Here is a 22,240-nt window from a genome sequence, read left to right as displayed (position 1 = left end):
CCGACCTGGCGTCCCGACCACTGCGTGCCTTCTGCCGAGTCGACGTGATGGCGGCACAAGCTTCAGGGCCGGACAGTGTCATGACGTCACATCAGAGACACCCATCAGCCGGACGCGTCAGTCACTGGCCGCACCCGAACGGCACGTCAGCCGGTGGCCTGGTACGTCGACGACGCCTGCTCGTACAGGCGCGTCACCTCGTCCCGCTCGGCCTCCGGGCCGCGCACCTGCACGACGTGGTACCGCCCGTCGACGATCATCGCGAGGTTCCGTACGAAGACCTCGCGGCCCGCGGAGTCCTGCCAGGTGAACTGCCCCTCGGCCATGGCCCGTCCGCCCACGTCGATCCGCCGCATCCCGCTGGAGGTGGCCCACGTCGAGTCGCGGAACGGCTGCAACTCGCGCTCCTCCTCGCGCTGGTAGGCCATCGGATCGGTGCCGTACTCCCCGGTCGTGTCCCGTCCTGGTACGACCAGCAGCTCGAAGTCGCCGTGCGAGTAGACGACCTGACCGCGTCCGTTCTTCCCGGTGCGCTCCCAGCCGTTGGCGACCGCCACGCGGAAGCCCTCGGTGTCCTTGCGCAGCGTGAAGCCCTGCGGGAGCTCCGGTCCGGTCGTCTGGGTCGTCGAACTGGACGAGCGTGACGGGCTGCTGTCCTTGCTCGGCGACTTCTCGTCCTGCGGGTCCTTGCCCTTGTTCCCGTCCGTGCCGGTGCCGGTGTCCGCGGAGTGACCGGGGGTGGGGCCGGCGACGTCTCCCGCGGAACCGGTGCGCTCACCGCCGGAGTCGCTCTTGGGCATGAAGGCCACGGCGTACGCCACGGCGGCGGCCATGGCGAGCAGGATCAGCAGAAGCAGGGTGCGGCCGAGCCGGCGGGGCTTGACCTCCTTGCCCTGCTTGGCCCGCTTGTGACGGCCGTGCGGACTGGTGTCCGGCAGCCCGGCGCGGCGCCTGCGGACGAGCTCGCCCCGACGGCGTACGACGGGCAGCCGGGTCGGGTCCATGGGCGGCGCGGCGACGACGTACGTGCCGGCCTCCGGCTCGGGCGCCGACCGCACCAGCGAACGCAGCCAGCCCCGGAGCTCCTCGAAGTCCAGCCGATCGGTGGGGTCCTGGCGCAGCAGCGACTCGACGACCGGCCGGAGCGGACCGCACTCCTCCGCGAACGCGGGCGGCTCCGCGCACACCAGCTGGACCAGCTCCGCGGTGTTCTCCTCGGGGTAGGGCGCGTGGCCCTGGACGGCGCGGAAGAGCAGCGCGCCCAACGCCCAGAGGTCGGTCGCGGGACCGATCGGTGCCGCCAGCTGCCAGTTCTCGTGCACGGGGCCGGCCTGCTCGGGCGCCCAGCGCTCGGTGACGGGCCCCACGACGGCCATCCGCGCCTGCCGGGCCCGCTCCGCCGCCAGCGCCGTGGCCGGTCCTCGTCGGGCCGCGGGGGCATGGGCGGGCGTGAGCCGGCTCCACCCGGTGGGAGCCTCGCCCGTGCCCGTGCCCGGGTCCGCGGACGTGCCGTCGGCCGGCGACCCGTACCCGGCACCGTGCGCGGCGGTCTCCGTCGCCCAGCCTCCGGTCGTGTTGCCGTTCCCCTCGTGGACCAGGCCCGTCCCGCGCCCCTGGAACCCCGTGTCGCCGCGGCCCGGTACGTCGTTTCCGTTGCCGCCGGTGCCGCCGGTGCCGCTGGTGCGGCCGCCCGGCAGCGCGGGCGAGCGGTCCTGCCCGTTGCCTCCGGCCCCGGGTGCACCGCCGCGCGGCGCCGCTCCGTGCCAGGCGCCCGGCAGGCCCACCCTGTACGGGTCGGCGATCTGCCCCGGCGGCGACGTGTGCTCCATCCCCTGTCCGGAGATCTGCCCGGTGATCGGCCCGGCCTCCGTATCGCTCCCGGCGGACCGCGGAGCGGGCAGCGCGGGGCTCCGGCCGCCCCGCTGCTCCTCCTGTACGCGGGCCGCCGCCCGTGCGCCCGCGCGGTAGGCGGCGATGGCACCGGCCCGCGCGGCCCGTACGTCCCCGCCCGCGTCCATCGCCCGCTGCGCCATGTCCGAGGCCTGCGACTGTGCCTGCGTGACAGGCAACGCGCCGCCACCGCGCACGGCCTCGACCGCGGCACGGCCGCCGCCCTCCGGCCCACGCGCGCCGGGCACCGCCTGCGCACCGGACCGCCCGGCGGCACCGGCCTGACCGAAGTGGCCGGCCGGGGCATGCCGTCCGATCTGCCCGGACGCGCCTGCCGCACCTGCTGGCCCTGCCGGGTCCGGCGGACCGCCGGCCGCTCCGGGGCCGTCCGTGTCACCTTCGCCGTCGGCGGCCGGCACGGGGTCGTACCCGCACAGCGCCTCCTCCGCGGCTCCCGAGGCGAGCCCCGTGAGCATCACCCGCCCGTCGTCGCAGACGAGCACCGTGCGCGCGGTGATGTTCCGGTGCACCCACCCGTGCGCGTGCAGCACGCGCAGGGCCGTCAGCACGTCGGAGGCAACCTCGGCGGCCCGGTACGGGCTCAGCGGGCGCTCGGCGAGCAGCGCCGCGAGCGGCCGCGAGGGCACCAGCTCGCTCACTATCCACAACGACCCGCCCTCGGCGAACACGTCGAAGACCTGGTCGAGCCGGGGGTGGTCGGGGATGCGCGCCGCGGCCTGCGCGGCCTCGATCGCCCGCCGCACGGCGGGCTCGGTGGGCCGCCGTGTGGTCCGCGCGGCCGGCCGCCGCACACCGGCGTCCCGCGCCACGAACCCGTCGGGCAGCCCGTCCGCGTCGAGCACCTCCGCCTCGACGACCTCGGGCAGCGGCACTTGACGGACCAGGACTTCCTGCCCGCTGTAGGTGTCGAAGGCGCGCGTCTCGGCGAGCTCGAACTCGTCGGACGGAGGCAGCGGCAGGCGGTAACGGTCGGCGAGTACCCGTCCCGCATAGTCGTCCACGAAGCCTCCCCCGGCCGCCCGGTTGGTCAATTCCGTTCGCCATGCGTCCCGTTGTGGCTGCAGTTGTGCCTGCGTACGGTCCGCAACCACTCACGATACGTGCCGGAGGCAACCCACAGTGAGGAGATACGAGATCTCAGTTGTCTCGTGCCCCTCAGGACTTCGGTTCGAACGACTTCGTCAGCGTCCGCCACGTGTCTTTACGAAGACCGGTGTCCCATTTCGAGGCCTTCGCGGTGTACATGAGGCCATATCCGAGGTTGTCGTCGACGACGAAACCACGGTCTATGGACCGGTACTTGGTGCCGCCCTCCACGTAGGTGAATTCCCAGTCGGCCGTGTTCCAGCCGCGGTAGTCCACCTTCTCTATTCGGATCCGCTGGTACTGCGGCCGCCGCATGAACTGCTCCTGGTTCTTCCAGTCGGCCACCGGGTCGTCCTTGGGCGTCGTGGTCCAGCCGACCAGCAGCTTCTGCCCGTCGGGCCCGGAGAACCGGGCACCGGCAGCGCTCGTCGACTGGAACTTCCAGCCCTTGGGCAACCCGATCGAGAACCCCTGCCCGTCCTTGTGCGTCGACACGACTCCGTCGGCCGAACCGCCACCGGAGCCGCCCTCGGACCCGCTCGAACCACCCGATCCGTCCGACTCCCCGGAAGCGCTCGCGCTGGGCGGGTTCTCCTTGGCCGTGCCCCCGCCGGAGGCGTCCGGCTTCTCGTCGCCGTCCGTCTCCGTGCCGCTGTTCTCGTCCTGCTTGGTGCCGCTTCCCGCGCCCGCCCCGCTGGACGTCGACTTGTCGTCGCCGCCCTTGTTGTCCTTGGTACCCGAGTCGCCACCGCCACTCAGCGTGACGGTGAGAATCGTGCCCAGCACGGCAAGCGCCACGACGACGGCGACGATCAGCATCGTCCGCCGGGACACGACATCGGTGAGCGGTGCCCTCGGCGCGACGGTTCGCGGATGCGTTTCCCCGGCACCCCCCGGCCTACCGCCAGCACTCGAACTACCAACCACCGCACTGGAGTTCACCCCGGAGGCAGCAGTGTCCCGTCCCTTCGCGGAGCCCGGCACATCGGCCCCCGCCGGGGCCGCGGCGGAACCGGACCGAGCGACATCCCCGGAGCCGGAATCGGCCGGGGACGCGGAAGCCACGGAGGCGTCCGCCGCCGGGGCCTCCTTGCCGGGCTTCGCCTCCGCCTGTCCGTCGACGGCCTTCGCGGTACCGGCCGCCGCGGCAGCGCCGGCCGCCCCGGCGCCCTTCCCCTTCCGCACGGAGCGCAGCGCCCCACGCAGCCGGTCTCCCGGCTCCTCACTCTTCCTGCCGCCCGGACCCGCCTTCTTGGACGGGCTCGGCACGGGGAGGTCCGGCAACGGCACGACCTTCGTCGCGTCCGCCGGCTCGGGCTCGTCGTCCTTGGGCTCGGGCGCGTGGATCACCTCGGTGAGCATCGCCCGCGCGCCCGCGTCGTCGAGCCGCTGCTCGGGGTCCTTGACGAGGAGCCCGTAGATGACCTTCTCCAGCGGCCCCGCGTTCTTCGGCTGCTCCACCGGCTCCGTCATCACCGCGGTGAGCGTCGCGATGGCGGACCCCTTGTCGTACGGCGGCACGCCCTCCACCGACGCGTACAGCAGGCCGCCCAGGGACCACAGGTCGGCCGCGGGGCCCGGCTTGTGGCCTCGCGCCCGCTCCGGCGAGATGTACGAGGGCGCGCCCACGAGCATGCCGGTCGAGGTGATCGACGGATCGCCCTCGACCTGGGCGATACCGAAGTCGGTGAGCACGACCCGGCCGTCCTCGGCGATGAGCACGTTCGACGGCTTCACGTCGCGGTGCAGGATGCCCTCGCGGTGCGCCGAACGCAGCACGTCGAGGATGGCCAGCCCCACTTCGGCCGCGCGCTTCGGCGTGAGCAGCCCGTCCTCGCGGATCACCTCGGCGAGGGACTTGCCCTCGACGAGCTCCATCACGATCCACGGCCGGTTGTCCTCGTCGACCACGTCGAAGACGGTCACCGCGCTGTTGTTCCGGATCCGCGCGATCGCCTTGGCCTCACGGAAGGTGCGGGTGATCAGCCGCCGCTTCTCGTCCTCGTCGATGCGCGGCGGCAACCGCAGTTCCTTCACGGCGACCGTACGGCCCAGTGTCTCGTCCTCGGCTCGCCACACGGTGCCCATGCCGCCGCGGCCGAGGACTCCTCCCAGCCGGTACCGCCCGGCGAGGAGACGTTCACTCTCGTCCTGACGGGATGCTCCCGCCCGCTCCGCCTCCGACATGCGTCCCCTCATGCAACCCGCCCTGACAGAGCCTCCATTGTCCCCCACCCGGCCACCGGCCGATGCCCCGGGTGCCCTTCGCGGAGGCATTCCTTCCCCGAGCCGCCCTTCATCCGGCCCCCGACCGCCGCCCGGCCCGGACCGTCCCCCATGATGAGCTGCGACGAGGGGGATCTCGATGCCATCGCTGAGGACGCTGCAGGCTCTTTCCCTGTCCCTTGCCCTCCTCGGCCTGAACTCCGTCTCCTCGGCGGCGCCCGCGCCCTCTGCTCTGGACACCGCACTCGCCCGGCTCGTCACCGAAGGCAAGGTCCCCGCCGCGGCCCTGCTGGCCGACGAGGGGGCCAACTCCCGCTTCACCCACGCGGAAGCCCTCGCGAACGCGGGAACACCGAGGACCGTCCCCGGCACCGGACCCCGCACCACGAACGGCATCGCTGAGGGCGTGGAGGACGGCGGCACGAACGGCGCCGCGGGCAACACACCCGCCGACAGCCCGGCGTCCGCGAGTCCGCGCCGCACCGGACGCCCCGTCTCCGGCTCCCCCACCGCAACCTCCCTCCACCGCTCCGACCACTTTCGCGCCGGCAGCATCACCAAGACGTTCATAGCGACGGTCGTGCTGCAACTGGCCGCCGAGCACCGCCTGTCGCTGTCCGACTCGGTGGACGCCCACCTGCCGGGCCTGGTGCGCGGCGCCGGCAACGACGGTCGCGTCCTGACCCTGCGGGCCCTGCTCACCCACACCAGCGGGCTCGCCGACTTCACCGCCGACACCGCGGGGGCCGTCCCCCTCACGCCTGCTCAGGCCGTACGCATCGCACTCACCCATCCCTCGGCCGACCGCGGCCGCTTCGCGTACTCGAACACCAACTACGTACTGCTCGGCATGGTCGTCGAGCAGGTCACCGGCCGCTCATACGCCGCCGAGGCCGAGCGGCGCCTCATCACTCCGCTCCGACTGACGGGCACCTCCTTCCCCGGCAGCCGTCACGCGCTGCCCGAACCCCACGGCCGCGCCTACTCCGCCGACGGAACCGATGTCACCGACCTGGACCCCCGCGTGGCCGGCGCGGCGGGCGAACTGGTCACCACGCTCGCCGACCTGAACCGCTTCTACGCGGCCCTGCTCCGCGGCGATCTGCTGCCGCCCCGCCAACTGCGCGAGATGCTCGACACCCGCACCGCACACGGCTCGTACGGCATGGGCCTCTATTCCGTGAAGCTTCCGTGCGGCGCCACGGTGTGGGGACACAACGGCCGCATCACCGGCAGCTACGTCCGGACCGCCGCCACATCCGACGGCCGCCACGTCCTCACCTTCCGCGTGAACACGGACGCGATTGCAGACCCCTCCGTCGAACCCGCCCTGCTCGCCGCCGAGTTCTGCCCCCGCACCCCTTGGAACGAGCGGGTTCCGAGCAGAGATCCCAGGTCAGGACACTCGTTCGGGTGACACCCGCCGGTCTGCACCGGCCGTCGCCCCTGAACCCTCGGCCCTCACCCTCACCCTCACCCTCACCCTCACCTCACCACTCACCACTCACCACTCACCGCTGGCCCCTCGTCTCTCGCCCTCGGGCCCTCGCCGGGGGAAGCCGACAGGGCCCGAGTCGCGCTCGCACGAACTCGGGCCCTGTCGCACTTCCCTGCCTCCGGCACCGCCCACGGCGCCCGGAGCACCTCCAACGGCTGCAATCCCTACAGCGGCACGATGTCCGGCGCGCCCAGCCGGGCGGCGTCGGCCGTCAGGTCGTCCGGCTGCCGCTGCGACTCCCGCTCCGCCTCCACCCGCTTCTCGTAGTGCTCGACCTCGCGCTCGATCTGGTCCTTGTCCCAGCCCAGGACCGGCGCCATCAGCTCGGCGGCCTCCCGTGCGCTGCGGGTGCCCCGGTCGAAGGTCTCGATCGAGATGCGCGTGCGCCGCGTCAGCACGTCGTCCAGATGCCGCGCCCCCTCGTGCGAGGCGGCGTAGACGATCTCGGCGCGCAGATAGTCCTCGGCCGCCGGCAACGGCTCGCCCAGCGAGGCGTCCGCGGCGATGAGGTCGAGCACCTCCTCGGCGAGTGCCCCGTACCGGTTCAGCAGGTGCTCCACGCGCACCACGTGCAGTCCGGTCCGTGCGGCGATCCTCGCTCGCGCGTTCCACAGCGCCCGGTAGCCCTCGGCGCCGATCAGCGGAACGTCCTCGGTGACGCACTCCGCGACCCGCTGGTCGAGGGCGTGCACCGCCTCGTCCACCGCGTCCTTGGCCATCACCCGGTACGTCGTGTACTTGCCGCCCGCCACGACCACGAGCCCCGGCACCGGATGCGCCACGGTGTGCTCGCGGGACAGCTTGCTCGTGGCGTCCGACTCCCCGGCGAGCAGCGGCCGCAGTCCCGCGTACACCCCCTGGACGTCGTCGCGTGTCAACGGCACCGCGAGCACTTCATTCACATGTTCCAGCAGGTAGTCGATGTCGGCGCTGGACGCCGCCGGATGCGCCTTGTCGAGGTCCCAGTCGGTGTCCGTCGTGCCCACGATCCAGTGCCGCCCCCACGGGATGACGAACAGCACGGACTTCTCGGTGCGCAGGATCAGCCCCGTCGTGGAGTGGATCCGGTCCTTCGGTACGACCAGATGGATGCCCTTGGACGCCCTGACGTGGAACTGTCCCCTCTCACCGACCATCGCCTGGGTGTCGTCCGTCCACACGCCGGTGGCGTTGACGACCTGCCTGGCGCGGATCTCGTACTCCCCGCCTCCGTCGGCGTCCTGGACCTTGGTGCCGACCACACGCTCGCCCTCGCGCAGGAACCCGGTCACCCGCGCGCGGTTGGCGACCTTCGCGCCGTACGCCGACGCCGTGCGCACCAGGGTCGCCACGAAGCGGGCGTCGTCCATCTGGGCGTCGTAGTACTGCAGCGCTCCGACCAGGGCGTCCTTCTTCAGTGCGGGAGCGACGCGCAGCGCGTGACGCCGTGACAGGTGACGGTGCGTGGGCAAGCCGCGTCCGTGCCCGCGCGCCATCGACATCGCGTCGTAGAGCGCGACGCCCGAGCCGGCGTACAGCCTCTCCCACCCCTTGTGCTGCAGGGGGTACAGGAAAGGGACGGGCTTCACGAGGTGTGGCGCGAGCCGCTCAAGCAGGAGCCCACGCTCCTTCAGCGCTTCCCGTACGAGCGCGAAATCGAGCATCTCCAGATAGCGCAGGCCGCCGTGGATCAGCTTGCTCGACCGGCTCGACGTGCCCGACGCCCAGTCACGCGCCTCGACCAGGCCGGTGGACAGGCCGCGGGTCACGGCGTCCAGGGCGGTTCCCGCGCCGACCACGCCCGCTCCCACGACCAGCACATCCAGCTCGCGCTCGGCCATGCCCGCGAGTGACTCGGCGCGCTCCGCCGGTCCCAGTGTCGCTGTCCTCACCGTTGCCTCCCGCTGTCCGTCGCGCTGGGCTCACCCGTCCGGCGAGGCCCTGCTCACATCCCCCATGCCCAGATTCTGACCGCGTTGCCCGCCATCGGCCACCACCGGCCGTCCGCCTGTGGATATCTCTCGGTGACTTCCGGAGAAACACAACCGAACAATCCCGCATATCGGTCATATTTACTCCTAGTCTGACATTGCGCTCGCCCGTTCTGTCCACAGGGCTTGCGCCCTCGTCCCACTCCGGCTACAGGGAAGGACGGCCCACCGCCATGCCCGCAGATCTCGCCGTCATCGGCCTCGGCCAGCTCGGCCTGCCCCTGGCCCAGGCCGCCGCCACCACCGGCATCCCCACCCTCGGCTACGAGTGCGGCGACCCCGCTCCACTGGCCGCCGCCGACCTGCGCCGGATGCTCTCCACGGGCTTCCGGCCGGCCACCGACCCGGGCGAACTCGGCCGCGTACGCACCGCCGTCATCTGCGCTCCGACCCCGCGCGGCGCGGACGGGGCGCTCGATCTGGGGCAGGTGGCCGCGGCCGCCCGCACCCTGGCCGCACACCTGCGCCCGCACACCACGGTGATCCTGGAGTCCCCCGTGTACCCGGGTACGACCGAGGAATTCCTCCGTCCGCTCCTCGAAGAGGGTTCGGGGCTCCGTGCGGGGCGCGACTTCCATCTGGCGTACTCGCCCAGCCGTGTCGACCCCGGCAACCGCGACCACGGTCCCGCCAACACCCCGAAGGTCATCGGCGGTCTCACCCCCGCCTGCACCGAGTCGGCCGCCGCCTTCTACGGCCGCCTCACCGACAAGGTCGTACGCGCGCGTGGACCACGAGAAGCGGAGACCGTGCAGCTCCTGGAGACCAACTACCGGCACGTCAACATCGCCCTGGTCAACGAGATGGCGGTGCTCTGCCACGACCTGGGCGTCGACCTGTGGGACGTCATCCGCTGCGCCGAGACGAAACCGTTCGGCTTCCAGGCCTTCCGCCCCGGCCCGGGCGTCGGCGGCCACGCCGTCCCCCGGGACCTCGCGGGCCCGCGGACCCGCTCGCTGCGCATGATCGAGCTGGCACAGCAGGTCAACAGCCACATGCCCCAGTACGTCATCCAGCGCGCGGCCGCCCTCCTCAACGAACACGGCAAGTCGGCCCGCGGCGCGCGCGTGCTGCTCCTCGGCATCACCTACAAGCCCGACCACGCCGACCAACAGGGCTCACCCGCCCAGGAGATCGCGACCCGCCTGATGGAACTGGGCGCGGCCGTCAGCTACCACGACCCGCACGTCCCGTCCTGGGGCATCCTCGACCGCCCGGTCCCGCGCGTGGACTCCCTGTACGAGGCGGCGGCCGACGCGGACCTGACGATCCTGCTCCAGCAGCACCGCACCTACGACCTGCAGGGCCTGTCGGTGAAGGCCCAGCTCCTCCTGGACACACGTGGGGTCACTCCCACGGGGGCGGCGCACCGGTTGTGAACAAGGGGCGGCCGCTCACCGTCCGGAGCCCGCGACAGCCGTCTCCTTCGGCGGCCCACCGCCCGCTGACGGAGCCAGAAGCGCGCCCCACCGGGCCACTCGCACACGCGAAGGGGCCCGGCCACCCAGTGGCCGGGCCCCTTTTCGTCCGCTCGGGCGGAGCGCGGTGTCAGCGCTTGTGCTGCGAGTCCGCCACCGTGACCTCGACCCGCTGGAACTCCTTGAGCTCGCTGTAGCCGGTCGTGGCCATCGCGCGGCGCAGGGCGCCGAAGAAGTTCATGGAGCCGTCGGGGATGTGCGAGGGGCCGGCGAGGACCTCTTCGATGGTGCCCACCGTGCCGAGGTCGACCTTCTTGCCGCGCGGCAGCTCGTCGTTGACGGCCTCCATGCCCCAGTGGTGCCCCTTGCCGGGCGCGTCGGTGGCGCGCGCGAGCGGGGAGCCCATCATCACGGCGTCGGCACCGCAGGCGACGGCCTTGGGGAGGTCGCCGGACCAGCCGACGCCGCCGTCCGCGATCACGTGCACGTACCGACCGCCGGACTCGTCCATGTAGTCACGGCGGGCCGCCGCCACGTCCGCGACGGCGGTGGCCATGGGGACCTGGATGCCCAGGACGTTGCGCGTGGTGTGGGCGGCGCCGCCGCCGAAGCCCACCAGGACACCGGCCGCGCCCGTACGCATCAGGTGCAGGGCGGCCGTGTACGTGGCGCAGCCGCCGACGATGACGGGCACGTCCAGCTCGTAGATGAACTGCTTCAGGTTCAGCGGCTCGGAGGCTCCCGAGACGTGCTCCGCCGAGACCGTCGTACCGCGGATGACGAAGATGTCGACACCGGCGTCCACGACGGCCTTGGAGAACTGGGCGGTGCGCTGCGGGGAGAGCGCGGCCGCGGTGACCACGCCCGAGTCGCGCACCTCCTTGATGCGCTGCCCGATCAGCTCCTCCTTGATGGGAGCCGAGTAGATCTCCTGGAGGCGGCGGGTCGCGGTCTCGGAGTCCAGCTCCGCGATCTCGTCGAGAAGCGGCTGCGGGTCCTCGTACCTCGTCCACAGGCCTTCGAGGTTCAGGACGCCCAGGCCGCCGAGCTCGCCGATACGGATGGCGGTCTGCGGGGAGACGATGGAGTCCATCGGGGCGGCCAGGAAAGGCAGCTCGAAGCGGTAGGCGTCGATCTGCCAGGCGATCGAGACCTCCTTCGGGTCTCGCGTACGGCGGCTCGGGACGACGGCGATGTCGTCGAAGGCGTACGCCCGGCGGCCGCGCTTGCCGCGCCCGATCTCGATCTCAGTCACGTGTGTGGCCTTTCCCTCTTCGGTTCTGCGCGTTCCAGTATCCCCGACGCATACGACAAGGGCGGTCCCGGAGCCTCCGGTACCGCCCTCGGGCGTGCTCCACGCGCGCGTGGAGCACGCTTACGGCTACTGGCCTCGGCTGTAGTTCGGTGCCTCGACCGTCATCTGGATGTCGTGCGGGTGGCTCTCCTTGAGGCCCGCGGAGGTGATCCGGACGAAGCGGCCCTTGGTCTCCATCTCCTCGATGGAGGCGGCGCCCACATAGCCCATGGTCTGGCGCAGGCCGCCGACCAGCTGGTGCAGCACGTTGCCCAGCGGGCCGCGGTAGGGCACCTGGCCCTCGATGCCCTCGGGCACGAGCTTGTCGTCGGAGGCCACCTCGGCCTGGAAGTAGCGGTCCTTCGAGTACGACCGGCCCTGGCCGCGGGACTGCATGGCCCCGAGGGAACCCATGCCGCGGTACGACTTGAACTGCTTGCCGTTGATGAAGAGCAGCTCTCCGGGCGACTCCTCGCAGCCCGCGAGCAGGCTGCCCAGCATCACCGTGTCGGCACCGGCGGCCAGCGCCTTGCCGATGTCCCCGGAGTACTGCAGACCGCCGTCGCCGATCACCGGGACGCCGGCGGCACGAGCCGCGAGGGCGGCTTCGTAGATCGCGGTGACCTGCGGGACACCGATGCCGGCGACCACGCGGGTCGTACAGATGGAGCCGGGGCCCACGCCCACCTTGACGCCGTCGACACCGGCGTCGATCAGCGCCTGGGCGCCGTCCCGGGTGGCCACGTTGCCGCCGATCACGTCGACGCCGACGCTCGACTTGATCTTCGCCATCCAGTTGAGGGCGTTGCTGTTGTGCCCGTGCGAGGTGTCGACGATCAGGAAGTCCGCACCGGCCTCGGCGAGCGCCTGGGCCCGCTCCAGCGCCTCGGGACTGGCGCCGACGGCGGCACCCACGAGGAGACGGCCCTCGGCGTCCTTCGCCGCGTTCGGGTACTTCTCGGCCTTGACGAAGTCCTTGACCGTGATGAGGCCCTTGAGGATGCCCGCGTCGTCGACCAGCGGAAGCTTCTCGATCTTGTGGCGGCGCAGCAGCTCCATGGCGTCGTTCCCGGAGATGCCGACCTTGCCGGTGACCAGCGGCATCGGGGTCATGACCTCGCGCACCTGGCGGGAGCGGTCGCTCTCGAAGGCCATGTCGCGGTTGGTGACGATGCCGAGGAGCTTGCCGTTGCCGTCGGTGACGGGGACGCCGCTGATGCGGAACTTGGCGCACAGCGCGTCGGCGTCCGCGAGCGTGGCGTCGGGATTGACCGTGATCGGGTCGGTGACCATGCCGGACTCGGAGCGCTTGACGAGGTCGACCTGGTTGACCTGGTCCTCGATGGACAGGTTCCGGTGCAGCACGCCGACGCCGCCCTGCCGGGCCATGGCGATCGCCATGCGCGACTCGGTGACCTTGTCCATGGCCGCCGAGAGCAGCGGGATGTTCACCCGCACGTTGCGGGAGATGCGCGACGAGGTGTCGACCGCGCCCGGCAGCACTTCCGATGCGCCCGGCAGCAGCAGCACGTCGTCGTAGGTCAGCCCGAGTGTCGCGAACTTCTCGGGCACTCCGTCGACGTTTGCAGTCATGACACCTTCCCCAAATGGCCTTGATCGGTGCGGATGTCCATGCTAACGGGAAGCATGGCTCTCTCATTCCACGGTTACGGGCACCCCTGGGCTTCGTAGGTTCGTACGGGCGGACGGCCTTCGCCGTTCATCCCGCGCCGAGCCCCGGGAGGCGGGGCCGCGACCGGCTCTCCGTCCGCCGCCGCCACCTCCCCCAGCCTCTCGCAGGTCGCCCGCGGGTGAGGAAAACTTTGACGGAAGATGTCCTGCCGACGCTCCGGCCCGTGCATCGCGCGCCGTCCCGGCAGAGGTGAGAGGGCGGGGTGAGAGCGCGCGGCGACAGGGCGTGGTGCGACCGCTGACTTCGACGCCGCTACTGCTGCGCCACGGCGGGCTCGTCGCCGTCCGGCGGGTGCCGCCTCGTCCGGGGCCCCGGCGGAACACCGCCCCGCGAGGGAACGGCATCCGCGAGGGAGACCCGGCTACTGCTCGGCCAGCGCCCTGAGACGGCTGAGGGCCCGGTGCTGGGCGACCCGGACCGCGCCGGGTGACATTCCCAACATCTGTCCGGTCTCCTCGGCCGTGAGCCCCACCGCGATCCTCAGCAGGAGAAGTTCCCGCTGGTTCTCGGGGAGGTTGGCCATGAGTTTCTTCGCCCACTCGGCGTCGCTGCTGAGGAGGGCACGCTCCTCGGGGCCGAGCGAGTCGTCCGGCCGCTCGGGCATCTCGTCCGACGGCACGGCCGTCGAGCCGGGATGGCGCATCGCGGCACGCTGCAGATCGGCGACCTTGTGTGCGGCGATGGCGAAGACGAAGGCTTCGAAGGGACGCCCGGTGTCCTTGTAGCGCGGCAGCGCGAGCAGCACCGCTACGCAGACCTCCTGCGCCAGGTCCTCCACGAAGTGCCGTGCGTCACCCGGAAGTCGGGACAGCCGGGTGCGGCAGTAGCGCAGCGCGAGGGGATGGACATGCGCGAGCAGATCGTGCGTGGCCTGCTCGTCTCCGTCGACCGCGCGATGAACGAGCGAACCGATCGCCCCGTGGGCATGAGCCGCATCGTCGTCACGCATCGGTCCATGGTGCCTTGGCGTCGTCCTGTCCGTGGCACCGCGTCCGTAGTTGTGCACCGAAGCGTTATGAGCAGGTGCGCCGGAACTCATCTCCTGCGCCCTCCCCTCCCGCTCGACCGACTCGTTCCCGAGGAACTCCACACCTCAAGGATGCGGCATCCGCCGGGAAACGGGGATCGGACGCCCGAAAGGCCGTGTTCGATCTCCCGTCGGGCCCGGCCCCGCCCGCCCTCCGGCGGGCGGGGACACCCGTACCCCCGCGGCGGTTCACCTAGCGGACCAGGCCCCATCGGAACCCGAGCGCCACCGCGTGCGCGCGGTCCGAGGCGCCGAGTTTCTTGAAGAGCCGCCGGGCGTGCGTCTTGACGGTGTCCTCGGAGAGGAACAGCTCACGGCCGATCTCCGCGTTCGACCGTCCGTGGCTCATGCCCTCCAGGACCTGGATCTCACGCGCGGTGAGCGTCGGCGCCGCGCCCATCTCGGCCGACCGCAGTCTGCGCGGGGCGAGCCGCCAGGTCGGGTCGGCGAGGGCCTGGGTGACGGTGGCACGCAGCTCCGCGCGGGAGGCGTCCTTGTGGAGATAGCCGCGGGCACCGGCGGCGACCGCGAGTGCGACACCGTCCAGGTCCTCGGCGACGGTGAGCATGATGATGCGCGCACCAGGGTCGGCGGACAGCAGCCGCCGGACCGTCTCCACGCCGCCCAGACCGGGCATGCGTACGTCCATCAGAATCAGGTCCGAACGGTCGGCACCCCAGCGGCGGAGGACTTCCTCGCCGTTGGCCGCCGTGGTCACGCGCTCTACGCCGGGCACGGTCGCCACCGCGCGGCGGAGCGCCTCTCGGGCAAGCGGGGAGTCGTCGCAGACGAGGACGGATGTCATGGCCGTCCTCCGCAGCTGATGCGCGTCACCTTGAGCCTCCAGGCTGGTACGAAATCGTCACCTGTGCGGTCGACCGCCTCGGACGTTTGCCCGAGCGCTTGTTCTTTCAACCGCCTCGCACTCTCAACGACGGTCACTCGAAAGAGTTACGGGGCCGCGAGCCACGTTCGGCACTCTACGTGAGGGGGCGGACACGGTGCAGACACCCACAACAGACCCTCAAGCTTTCATCACAAGCCATGCCCCATTTAGCCGCTTTTCTTCCCCTTTCCTGGTGTCTGAGGCTAGATTCGCAATGAGTCATATTTTCATCTCCTTAGATCGTAGATGTACGGTCATGGGCACGTAACCGACCAAAACGGCTACAAGGGGACAACGCAATGGCAGATTTCTCCCGCCTTCCCGGACCGAACGCGGATCTGTGGGACTGGCAGCTCCTCGCGGCCTGCCGCGGGGTCGACAGCTCGCTCTTCTTCCACCCGGAGGGCGAGCGCGGTGCGGCACGGAGCGCTCGTGAGAACTCGGCCAAAGAGGTCTGCATGAGGTGCCCGGTGCGAGCCGAGTGCGCGGCCCACGCCCTGGCGGTGCGCGAGCCGTACGGAGTGTGGGGCGGGCTGACCGAGGACGAGCGCGAGGAACTCATGGGACGGGCGCGCAACCGCCTGGTCTCGGCGTCGAGCGGAGGCGACCCGTCCCACAACTGAAGGAACGTTCCTGCGAACAGGCACGCGCACGCGTGCGCCTATTTTTCGTCCCCCACGGCATACCTCTCGCCCCACAGGGGCCCTGAAAGCCCCGACGGAGCACGATCGCCCGCGCGCCGGTTCCGTACGGCGCTCAGCGGGCCGCGGCCCTGGCCAGCTGGTCCAGAGTGGCCGCCACCGCGGGCACCTGGGCCAGGTCCGGCAGCGTGAGCGCGACGATCTCCCGCCGCAGCGCGGGCTCCACCGTCACTGTGCGTGCACCTTTGGGGCGTACGGACTCGATGGCCAGCTCCGGCAGGACGGCGACCCCGAGACCGGCGCCGACCAGACCGACCACCGCCGGATAGTCGTCGGTCGCGAAGTCGATGCGTGGTGTGAAGCCCGCGCTCTCGCAGACCTCCACCAGCTGGCCCCGGCAGCGGGGGCAGCCGGCGATCCACGGCTCGTCGGCGAGCTCGCCGATGGCGACCGATCCCGCCCGGGCCAGCCGGTGCCCCTCCGGCACCAGACCGACGAGCCGGTCGGTGAGCAGCGGGCGGACCACCAGGTCGTCCCATTCCTCGGCGCCCGCCGCGCCCTCGTACCGGAAGGCGAGCGTCACGTCGCAGTCGCCCTCACGCAGCATCCCGACGGAGCGCGGCGGCTCGGCCTCCTCCAGGGAGACGCGCGTGCCGGGGTGCGCGGCGCGCAGGGCGGCGAGCGCGGTCGGTACGAGCGTGGAACTTCCGCTGGGGAACGAGACCAGGCGCACCCGGCCCGCGCGCAGGCCCGCGATCGCGGCGACCTCCTCCTCCGCGGCGGTGAGGCCGGCGATGATGCCCGCGGCATGCCGGACCAGGGCTTCACCGGCCTGGGTCAGGCGCATCTCGCGGCCGGTGCGGATCAGGAGCGGGGTGCCGACGGAGGCTTCGAGAGCCTTCATCTGCTGGCTGACGGCGGGCTGGGTGCAGCCCAGTTCGCGCCCCGCCGCCGAGAAGGAGCCGGTGGCGGCGACGGCGCGCAGGACGCGCAGATGGCGGGCCTCGATCACCCTTCGAGCATAAGCGATTCTTGGATATGGCGATGAATATTGCATCGACGCTTTGGCTCGCATCGCCTAGCGTGCCGCCATGAAGCTTCTCTCTGTGAACCTGGGCCGACCCAAGGCCGTCGGCTACACGGACCAGGCCGAGGGCGTGACCGGGATCGACAAGCGGCCGGTGGACGGCCCGGTGCGGGTGGCGGCGCCCGGACCCAAGGGCGTCGGCGGGAGCGGTCTCGCCGGGGACTCCGTGTGCGAGCGGCGGCACCACGGCGGGAACGACCAGGCGGTCTACGCCTTCGCGCGCGAGGACCTGGACGACTGGGAGCGCGAGCTGGGACGGACTCTGACCAGCGGCATGTTCGGTGAGAACCTCACGACGGAGGGCATCGACGTGTCCGGCGCGAAGATCGGGGAGCGCTGGCGGGTCGGCTCCGACGTCGTGCTCGAAGTCACGTCCGGGCGCATCCCCTGCCTCACCTTCCAGGGCCACCTGGGCGAGAAGGGGTGGGTCAGGCGGTTCACGCGGAAGGGCGCGTCCGGCGCGTACCTGCGGGTCATCGAGCCCGGGGAGATACGGGCGGGCGATCCGGTCGAGATCGTGCACCGGCCGGACCACGAGGTGACGGCCGCCTTCCAGTTCCGCGCGGTCACACTCGAACGGACGCTGCTGCCAAGGGTGTTGGCGGCGGGGGACGCCCTGCACCCGGAGGCGCGGGAGGTGGCGCGGAAGTACGTCGAGAAGTACGGCGGGGCGAATGGGGTGAACGGGCGGCGGTGACGCCGGTGTTCCGCCTCGGCGGCGAGGCCGGTCCGGACGCTTCGCCCCGGCGCCCGTCCCGTGCCCTGCCCCGAAAGCCGGGGACCGCAGGGCAGTTCGCGGTTGTGGGGAAGGGACAACGGACGGGTGCTCTTTCGGGTCACTCGCCGCACGGAGAGCATGAGCCAGGTCACTAACCTTGGGCCATGACAACGGCTCTGATTACGGGATCGACCGCGGGCATCGGTGCCGCCTTCGCGCGGCGGCTGGCCTCCGACGGCCACAACCTCGTGCTGGTGGCGCGTGACACCAAGCGGCTCGGCGAGCAGGCGACGGAACTGCACGACCGGCACGGCATCGAGGCGGAGGTGCTGACCGCGGATCTGGCGACGGACGACGGCATCGAGGCGGTGGCCGCCCGCCTCTCGGACCGCAAGCACGCGGTCGACCTGCTGATCAACAACGCGGGCTTCGCCAACAAGGGCGTCTATCTGGACGTCCCCATGGCGGACGAGCTGAAGATGCTCAAGGTGCACTGCGAGGCGGTGCTGCGGCTGACCTCGGCGGCGACCGATGCCATGCGGGCCCGCGGGCGCGGGGGCGTCGTCAACGTGGCGTCGGTGGCCGCGTTCCTGCCCCGCGGCACGTACGGGGCGTCCAAGGCGTGGGTCGTGCAGTTCACGCAGGGGGCGGCGAAGGACCTGGCCGGCAGTGGTGTGCGGCTGATGGCGCTGTGCCCCGGGTTCGTCCGGACGGAGTTCCACGAGCGGGCCGGGATGGGCACGGACAACATCCCCAACTGGATGTGGCTGGACGCCGACAAGCTGGTCACGTCCGCGCTCGCCGACCTGGCGCGGGGCAGGACGCTGTCCGTTCCGGACCCGCGCTACAAGGTCATGATGGGCGTGGTGAAGGTGACCCCGCGGGGGCTGCTCGGCGGGATCAGTTCGAGGACGGGCCGCAAGTACGGGCCGAAGTGAGCCCGGCGGTGCCGTTAGGCCCTGTCCGGCGGTGGCTCCGGTGAATCCCCTTCGACCGACAGGCGGAGGGGATTTTCACTAATATGGGCGTATTCCACCGGACATGGGGGGTCGGAGGGCGGCGCCATGACATTCGTACAGCTGATCGACTGCAAGACCAGCCGGTTCGACGAGATGAACCGGCTGATGGACACCTGGGTCGAGCAGACCAAGGGCAAGCGGACCGCGACGCACAGTGTGATCGGCAAGGACCGCTCGGACGCGTCGCACTTCATCGAGATCGTGGAGTTCCCCTCGTACGAGGACGCGATGCGGAACTCGAACCTTCCCGAGACGGACAGGATCTTCCGGGACATGGTGGCGCTCTGCGACGAGATGCCGACGTTCACCGATCTGGACGTGGTACGCGACGAGCGGCTCTACCGGGCCGGTGTACGCAATCTCTACGGGCTGATCTCCGGCAAGGGCGCGCTGCCGTCGTGGGACGAGATCGTCGCCGAGAACTACCACGACCACGATCCGTCCAGCGAGCAGGACGTGATCGGCAGGGACGCCATGCGCCGCCAGGTCGAGATGTGGCAGGCCGGATTCGACCTCGCGTTCACCATCGAGGACCAGATCGCCGACGGCGACCGGGTCTGTACGCGCTGGACCTGGAGCGGCACCCACAAGGGCGACTTCATGGGGATTCCGGCCACCGGCAGACAGGTCACCATGACCGGCACGAACATCCACCGGTTCGACGAGAGCGGCAGGATCGCCGAGGGCTGGTGGCAGTACGACCGGCTGGGGCTGATGGCCCAGCTCGGAGTGCTGGACCAGCTGGAGATCTGAGCGGGCGGGTCCCGGAAGCACGAGGGCCCGGCACCCCGAGACGGGGTGCCGGGCCTTCGCGGGGCGCCTGCCCGGACGTACCGTCCGGGCGAATGCTCCTAGTGGGAGTGGCCGTGGCCGCCGTGGCCCGCGTCGGGCTCCTCCTCGGCCGGCTTCTCGACGACCAGGGTCTCGGTCGTGAGCAGCAGGGAGGCGATGGAGGCGGCGTTCTCCAGGGCGGAGCGGGTGACCTTGACCGGGTCGATGACGCCGGCCTTGACCAGGTCGCCGTACTCGCCGGTCGCGGCGTTGAAGCCCTGGCCCTTGTCGAGCTCGGCGACCTTGGAGGTGATGACGTAACCCTCCAGGCCGGCGTTCTCGGCGATCCAGCGCAGCGGCTCGACGGCGGCCTTGCGGACGACGGCGACACCGGTGGCCTCGTCGCCGGTCTTGCCGAGGTTGCCCTCGAGGACCTTCACGGCGTGGACGAGCGCGGAGCCACCACCGGAGACGATGCCCTCCTCGACCGCGGCGCGGGTCGCGGAGATGGCGTCCTCGAGACGGTGCTTCTTCTCCTTCAGCTCCACCTCGGTGGCGGCGCCGACCTTGATCACGCACACGCCGCCGGCCAGCTTCGCGAGGCGCTCCTGGAGCTTCTCGCGGTCCCAGTCGGAGTCCGTGGACTCGATCTCGGCCTTGATCTGGTTGACACGGCCGGCCACGTCGGCGCTGTTGCCGCCGCCGTCGACGATCGTCGTGTCGTCCTTGGTGACCGTCACGCGGCGGGCGGAGCCCAGCACGTCCAGGCCGACCTGGTCGAGCTTGAGGCCGACCTCCTCAGCGATGACCGTGGCGCCGGTGAGGGTGGCGATGTCACCGAGCATGGCCTTGCGGCGGTCGCCGAAGCCGGGGGCCTTCACGGCCACCGCGTTGAACGTGCCGCGGATCTTGTTCACGACCAGGGTCGACAGGGCCTCGCCCTCGACGTCCTCGGCGATGATCAGCAGCGGCTTCGAGGCGTTGGACTGGATGACCTTCTCGAGGAGAGGCAGCAGGTCCTGGATCGAGCCGATCTTGCCCTGGTGGATCAGGATGTACGGGTCGTCGAGGACGGCCTCCATACGCTCCTGGTCGGACACCATGTAGGGCGACAGGTAGCCCTTGTCGAAGGCCATGCCCTCGGTGAAGTCCAGCTCCAGACCGAAGGTGTTGGACTCCTCGACGGTGATGACACCGTCCTTGCCGACCTTGTCCATCGCCTCGGCGATGAGCTCGCCGACCTGGCTGTCCTGGGCGGACAGACCGGCGACGGCGGCGATGTCGGACTTCTCGTCGATCGGGCGCGCGGTCGCGAGGAGCTCCTCGGAGACCGCGGCGACGGCGGCGTCGATGCCGCGCTTCAGGAGGGCGGGGGACGCACCGGCGGCCACGTTCCTCAGGCCTTCGCGTACGAGCGCCTGGGCCAGCACGGTGGCGGTGGTCGTACCGTCACCCGCTACGTCGTTGGTCTTGGTCGCCACCTCCTTCACCAGCTGGACGCCGAGGTTCTCGTACGGGTCGTCGACCTCGACCTCACGGGCGATGGTGACACCGTCGTTGGTGATGGTGGGGGCGCCGAACTTCTTGTCGATGACGACGTTGCGGCCCTTGGGGCCGATCGTCACCTTGACCGTGTCGGCAAGCTTGTTGACGCCGCGCTCGAGGGCGCGACGGGCGTCCTCGTCGAACTTCAGGATCTTCGCCATGGGAGCGGTTCAGCCCTCTCGGAAAACGTGGGTGAAACGAACTGCGCCCCCGACGCCCGGCTTCATGCTTCGCTGGGGCCAGGGGCGCAGTTCACTGCAATGCTGGTAAAACCGGGTGAATTACTTCTCGATGATCGCGAGCACGTCGCGAGCCGAGAGGACGAGGTACTCCTCGCCGTTGTACTTCACCTCGGTGCCGCCGTACTTGCTGTACAGCACGATGTCGCCGGTGTTCACGTCGAGCGGCAGGCGCTCGCCGTTCTCGAAGCGGCCCGGGCCAACGGCAAGGACGACGCCCTCCTGGGGCTTCTCCTTCGCCGTGTCCGGGATGACCAGGCCAGAGGCCGTGGTCTGCTCGGCATCCAGCGGCTGGACCACAATGCGGTCCTCGAGCGGCTTGATGGCAACCTTGGAGCTGGTGGTCGTCACGATCCGACCTCCCCCTTCGGAGATCTCACGGGGTTAACTGTCTGAGGTGGCGACCAGGTGGATCCGTCGTCGCGGGTGCCGGACCTGCCCGTCGCTATTGGCACTCTCCTGTGGTGAGTGCCAGAGCCGAGACTATGACTGCGATTAGCACTCGGTCAAGCGGAGTGCCAGTCGACGTCGGCGGACAGGGGGTCCTCGGCGGGTCGGAACGCGGGGAGCGCACCCCCTGAGAACCGCGCCGCCGGCCCTTCTCCCGGCAGCCCTCTACAGGTAGTCCTCCAGGCGCGCCACGGTGAAGCCCGCCCTCTGGACGCGCTTCAGGAGGTCGGTCGTCGCCCGCGTCAGGCTCGCCCCGCCCCGGCCCTCGGGGCAGTGGAGGATGTCGCCCGGGCGGAGCGGACCCGCCTCACGCCAGAGGACGATCGCGGCGACTCCGCAGGCGGCCGCCGCGCGCAGGGTGTCGTCGTCGTAGGCGCCGTAGGGCGGGCGGAAGAGCGTGGGGCGGATGCCGAAGCGCTGCTTGATCTTCTCCTGCTGGCCGCAGATCTCGGCCCGCTGGCCCGCGTACGGGAGGCTCGGCAGGTACGGATGGTCGAGGGTGTGGTTCTGCACGCTCGCGCCGACCGCGCGCAGCCGGCCGAAGTGCGCGTACCCCGGTCCGACGACACTGTCCGTGAGGAACACGCTGACCGGCAGCCGCAGTTCACGCACCATGTCGACGAACCGCGGATCCTTCTCGGCGCCGTCGTCGAAGGTCAGGAAGACGACCTTGTCGCGGGTCGGGACGCGGTCCACGACGGGCGGCAGGCCGGGTTCGGCCGCACGTGCGGCGGACCGCCGCCCGGGCGGGCCCGGTGCGG

At 71.0% G+C, this 22,240-nt stretch carries 17 protein-coding genes; 6 read left to right on the top strand and 11 right to left on the bottom strand.

Annotated elements, in window-relative coordinates; genetic code table 11:
• Positions 1–146 precede the first annotated feature (146 nt).
• Both KUF83_RS28480 and KUF83_RS28475 read right to left on the bottom strand, forming a co-directional pair.
• Positions 147–2,912 carry a protein kinase gene (locus tag KUF83_RS28480; RefSeq protein ID WP_217457837.1) on the bottom strand — a complete coding sequence of 922 codons (2,766 nt, stop codon included), beginning with the start codon at positions 2,910–2,912 and terminating at the stop codon, positions 147–149.
• 154 nt (positions 2,913–3,066) lie between these two features.
• On the bottom strand, positions 3,067–5,184 hold the full coding sequence (locus KUF83_RS28475; RefSeq protein WP_217457858.1) for a serine/threonine-protein kinase: 2,118 nt from the start codon (positions 5,182–5,184) through the stop codon (positions 3,067–3,069).
• Between the two features lie 178 nt (positions 5,185–5,362).
• Here KUF83_RS28475 and KUF83_RS28470 point away from each other — a divergent pair, with 178 nt between their 5' ends.
• Positions 5,363–6,640 (top strand): serine hydrolase, encoded by a 1,278-nt coding sequence (locus KUF83_RS28470; RefSeq protein ID WP_217457836.1) that lies wholly within the window; start codon positions 5,363–5,365, stop codon positions 6,638–6,640.
• A gap of 245 nt (positions 6,641–6,885) precedes the next feature.
• Here KUF83_RS28470 and KUF83_RS28465 read toward each other — a convergent pair whose 3' ends face one another.
• Entirely contained in the window at positions 6,886–8,592 is a 1,707-nt protein-coding gene (locus KUF83_RS28465) for a glycerol-3-phosphate dehydrogenase/oxidase (protein WP_217457835.1), read from the bottom strand.
• Between the two features lie 272 nt (positions 8,593–8,864).
• Between KUF83_RS28465 and KUF83_RS28460 the strand changes: the two genes are divergently transcribed.
• On the top strand, positions 8,865–10,070 hold the full coding sequence (locus KUF83_RS28460) for a nucleotide sugar dehydrogenase (RefSeq protein WP_217457834.1): 1,206 nt from the start codon (positions 8,865–8,867) through the stop codon (positions 10,068–10,070).
• Between the two features lie 169 nt (positions 10,071–10,239).
• Here the strand turns inward: KUF83_RS28460 and KUF83_RS28455 are convergent, their stop codons facing one another.
• From KUF83_RS28455 to KUF83_RS28440, 4 genes are all read right to left on the bottom strand, one after another.
• Complete coding sequence (locus KUF83_RS28455) at positions 10,240–11,364, bottom strand: GuaB3 family IMP dehydrogenase-related protein (protein ID WP_217457833.1); 1,125 nt, start codon at positions 11,362–11,364, stop codon at positions 10,240–10,242.
• Positions 11,365–11,490: 126 nt separating this feature from the next.
• The gene (gene guaB / locus KUF83_RS28450) at positions 11,491–12,996 is read right to left on the bottom strand and encodes an IMP dehydrogenase (protein ID WP_217457832.1); all 1,506 of its coding nucleotides are present in this window, start codon (positions 12,994–12,996) and stop codon (positions 11,491–11,493) included.
• A 461-nt stretch (positions 12,997–13,457) separates the two neighbouring features.
• Positions 13,458–14,045, bottom strand: a complete 588-nt coding sequence (locus tag KUF83_RS28445; RefSeq protein WP_217457831.1) for a sigma-70 family RNA polymerase sigma factor — start codon at positions 14,043–14,045, stop codon at positions 13,458–13,460.
• Between the two features lie 271 nt (positions 14,046–14,316).
• On the bottom strand, positions 14,317–14,928 hold the full coding sequence (locus KUF83_RS28440) for a response regulator transcription factor (protein WP_003948568.1): 612 nt from the start codon (positions 14,926–14,928) through the stop codon (positions 14,317–14,319).
• Positions 14,929–15,308: 380 nt separating this feature from the next.
• On the opposite strand from KUF83_RS28440, the gene KUF83_RS28435 reads away from it, so the two are divergent.
• A complete protein-coding gene (locus tag KUF83_RS28435) occupies positions 15,309–15,632 on the top strand; it encodes a WhiB family transcriptional regulator (RefSeq protein WP_217457830.1) in 324 nt (107 codons plus the stop codon).
• Between the two features lie 133 nt (positions 15,633–15,765).
• Here the strand turns inward: KUF83_RS28435 and KUF83_RS28430 are convergent, their stop codons facing one another.
• Positions 15,766–16,662 carry a LysR family transcriptional regulator gene (locus KUF83_RS28430; RefSeq protein ID WP_217457829.1) on the bottom strand — a complete coding sequence of 299 codons (897 nt, stop codon included), beginning with the start codon at positions 16,660–16,662 and terminating at the stop codon, positions 15,766–15,768.
• A 79-nt stretch (positions 16,663–16,741) separates the two neighbouring features.
• On the opposite strand from KUF83_RS28430, the gene KUF83_RS28425 reads away from it, so the two are divergent.
• From KUF83_RS28425 to KUF83_RS28415, 3 genes are all read left to right on the top strand, one after another.
• On the top strand, positions 16,742–17,434 hold the full coding sequence (locus tag KUF83_RS28425; RefSeq protein WP_217457828.1) for an MOSC domain-containing protein: 693 nt from the start codon (positions 16,742–16,744) through the stop codon (positions 17,432–17,434).
• 185 nt (positions 17,435–17,619) lie between these two features.
• Complete coding sequence (locus KUF83_RS28420) at positions 17,620–18,393, top strand: SDR family oxidoreductase (protein ID WP_217457827.1); 774 nt, start codon at positions 17,620–17,622, stop codon at positions 18,391–18,393.
• 126 nt (positions 18,394–18,519) lie between these two features.
• On the top strand, positions 18,520–19,227 hold the full coding sequence (locus KUF83_RS28415) for an ester cyclase (protein WP_217457826.1): 708 nt from the start codon (positions 18,520–18,522) through the stop codon (positions 19,225–19,227).
• Positions 19,228–19,325: 98 nt separating this feature from the next.
• Here KUF83_RS28415 and groL read toward each other — a convergent pair whose 3' ends face one another.
• The 3 genes from groL to KUF83_RS28400 all read right to left on the bottom strand — a co-directional run.
• Positions 19,326–20,951, bottom strand: a complete 1,626-nt coding sequence (gene groL, locus KUF83_RS28410; RefSeq protein ID WP_217457825.1) for a chaperonin GroEL — start codon at positions 20,949–20,951, stop codon at positions 19,326–19,328.
• Between the two features lie 120 nt (positions 20,952–21,071).
• Positions 21,072–21,380 carry a co-chaperone GroES gene (gene groES, locus KUF83_RS28405; protein ID WP_037688098.1) on the bottom strand — a complete coding sequence of 103 codons (309 nt, stop codon included), beginning with the start codon at positions 21,378–21,380 and terminating at the stop codon, positions 21,072–21,074.
• Between the two features lie 264 nt (positions 21,381–21,644).
• A partial coding sequence (locus KUF83_RS28400; protein ID WP_254644518.1) for a polysaccharide deacetylase family protein occupies positions 21,645–22,240 on the bottom strand: 596 nt, incomplete at its 5' end.

Origin of the sequence: Streptomyces sp. BV286 (assembly GCF_019090165.1) — a bacterium.
Taxonomy (GTDB): domain Bacteria; phylum Actinomycetota; class Actinomycetes; order Streptomycetales; family Streptomycetaceae; genus Streptomyces.
Note: the sequence above shows the minus strand (reverse complement) of the source record. Positions and strands in the feature narration are given on the sequence as shown.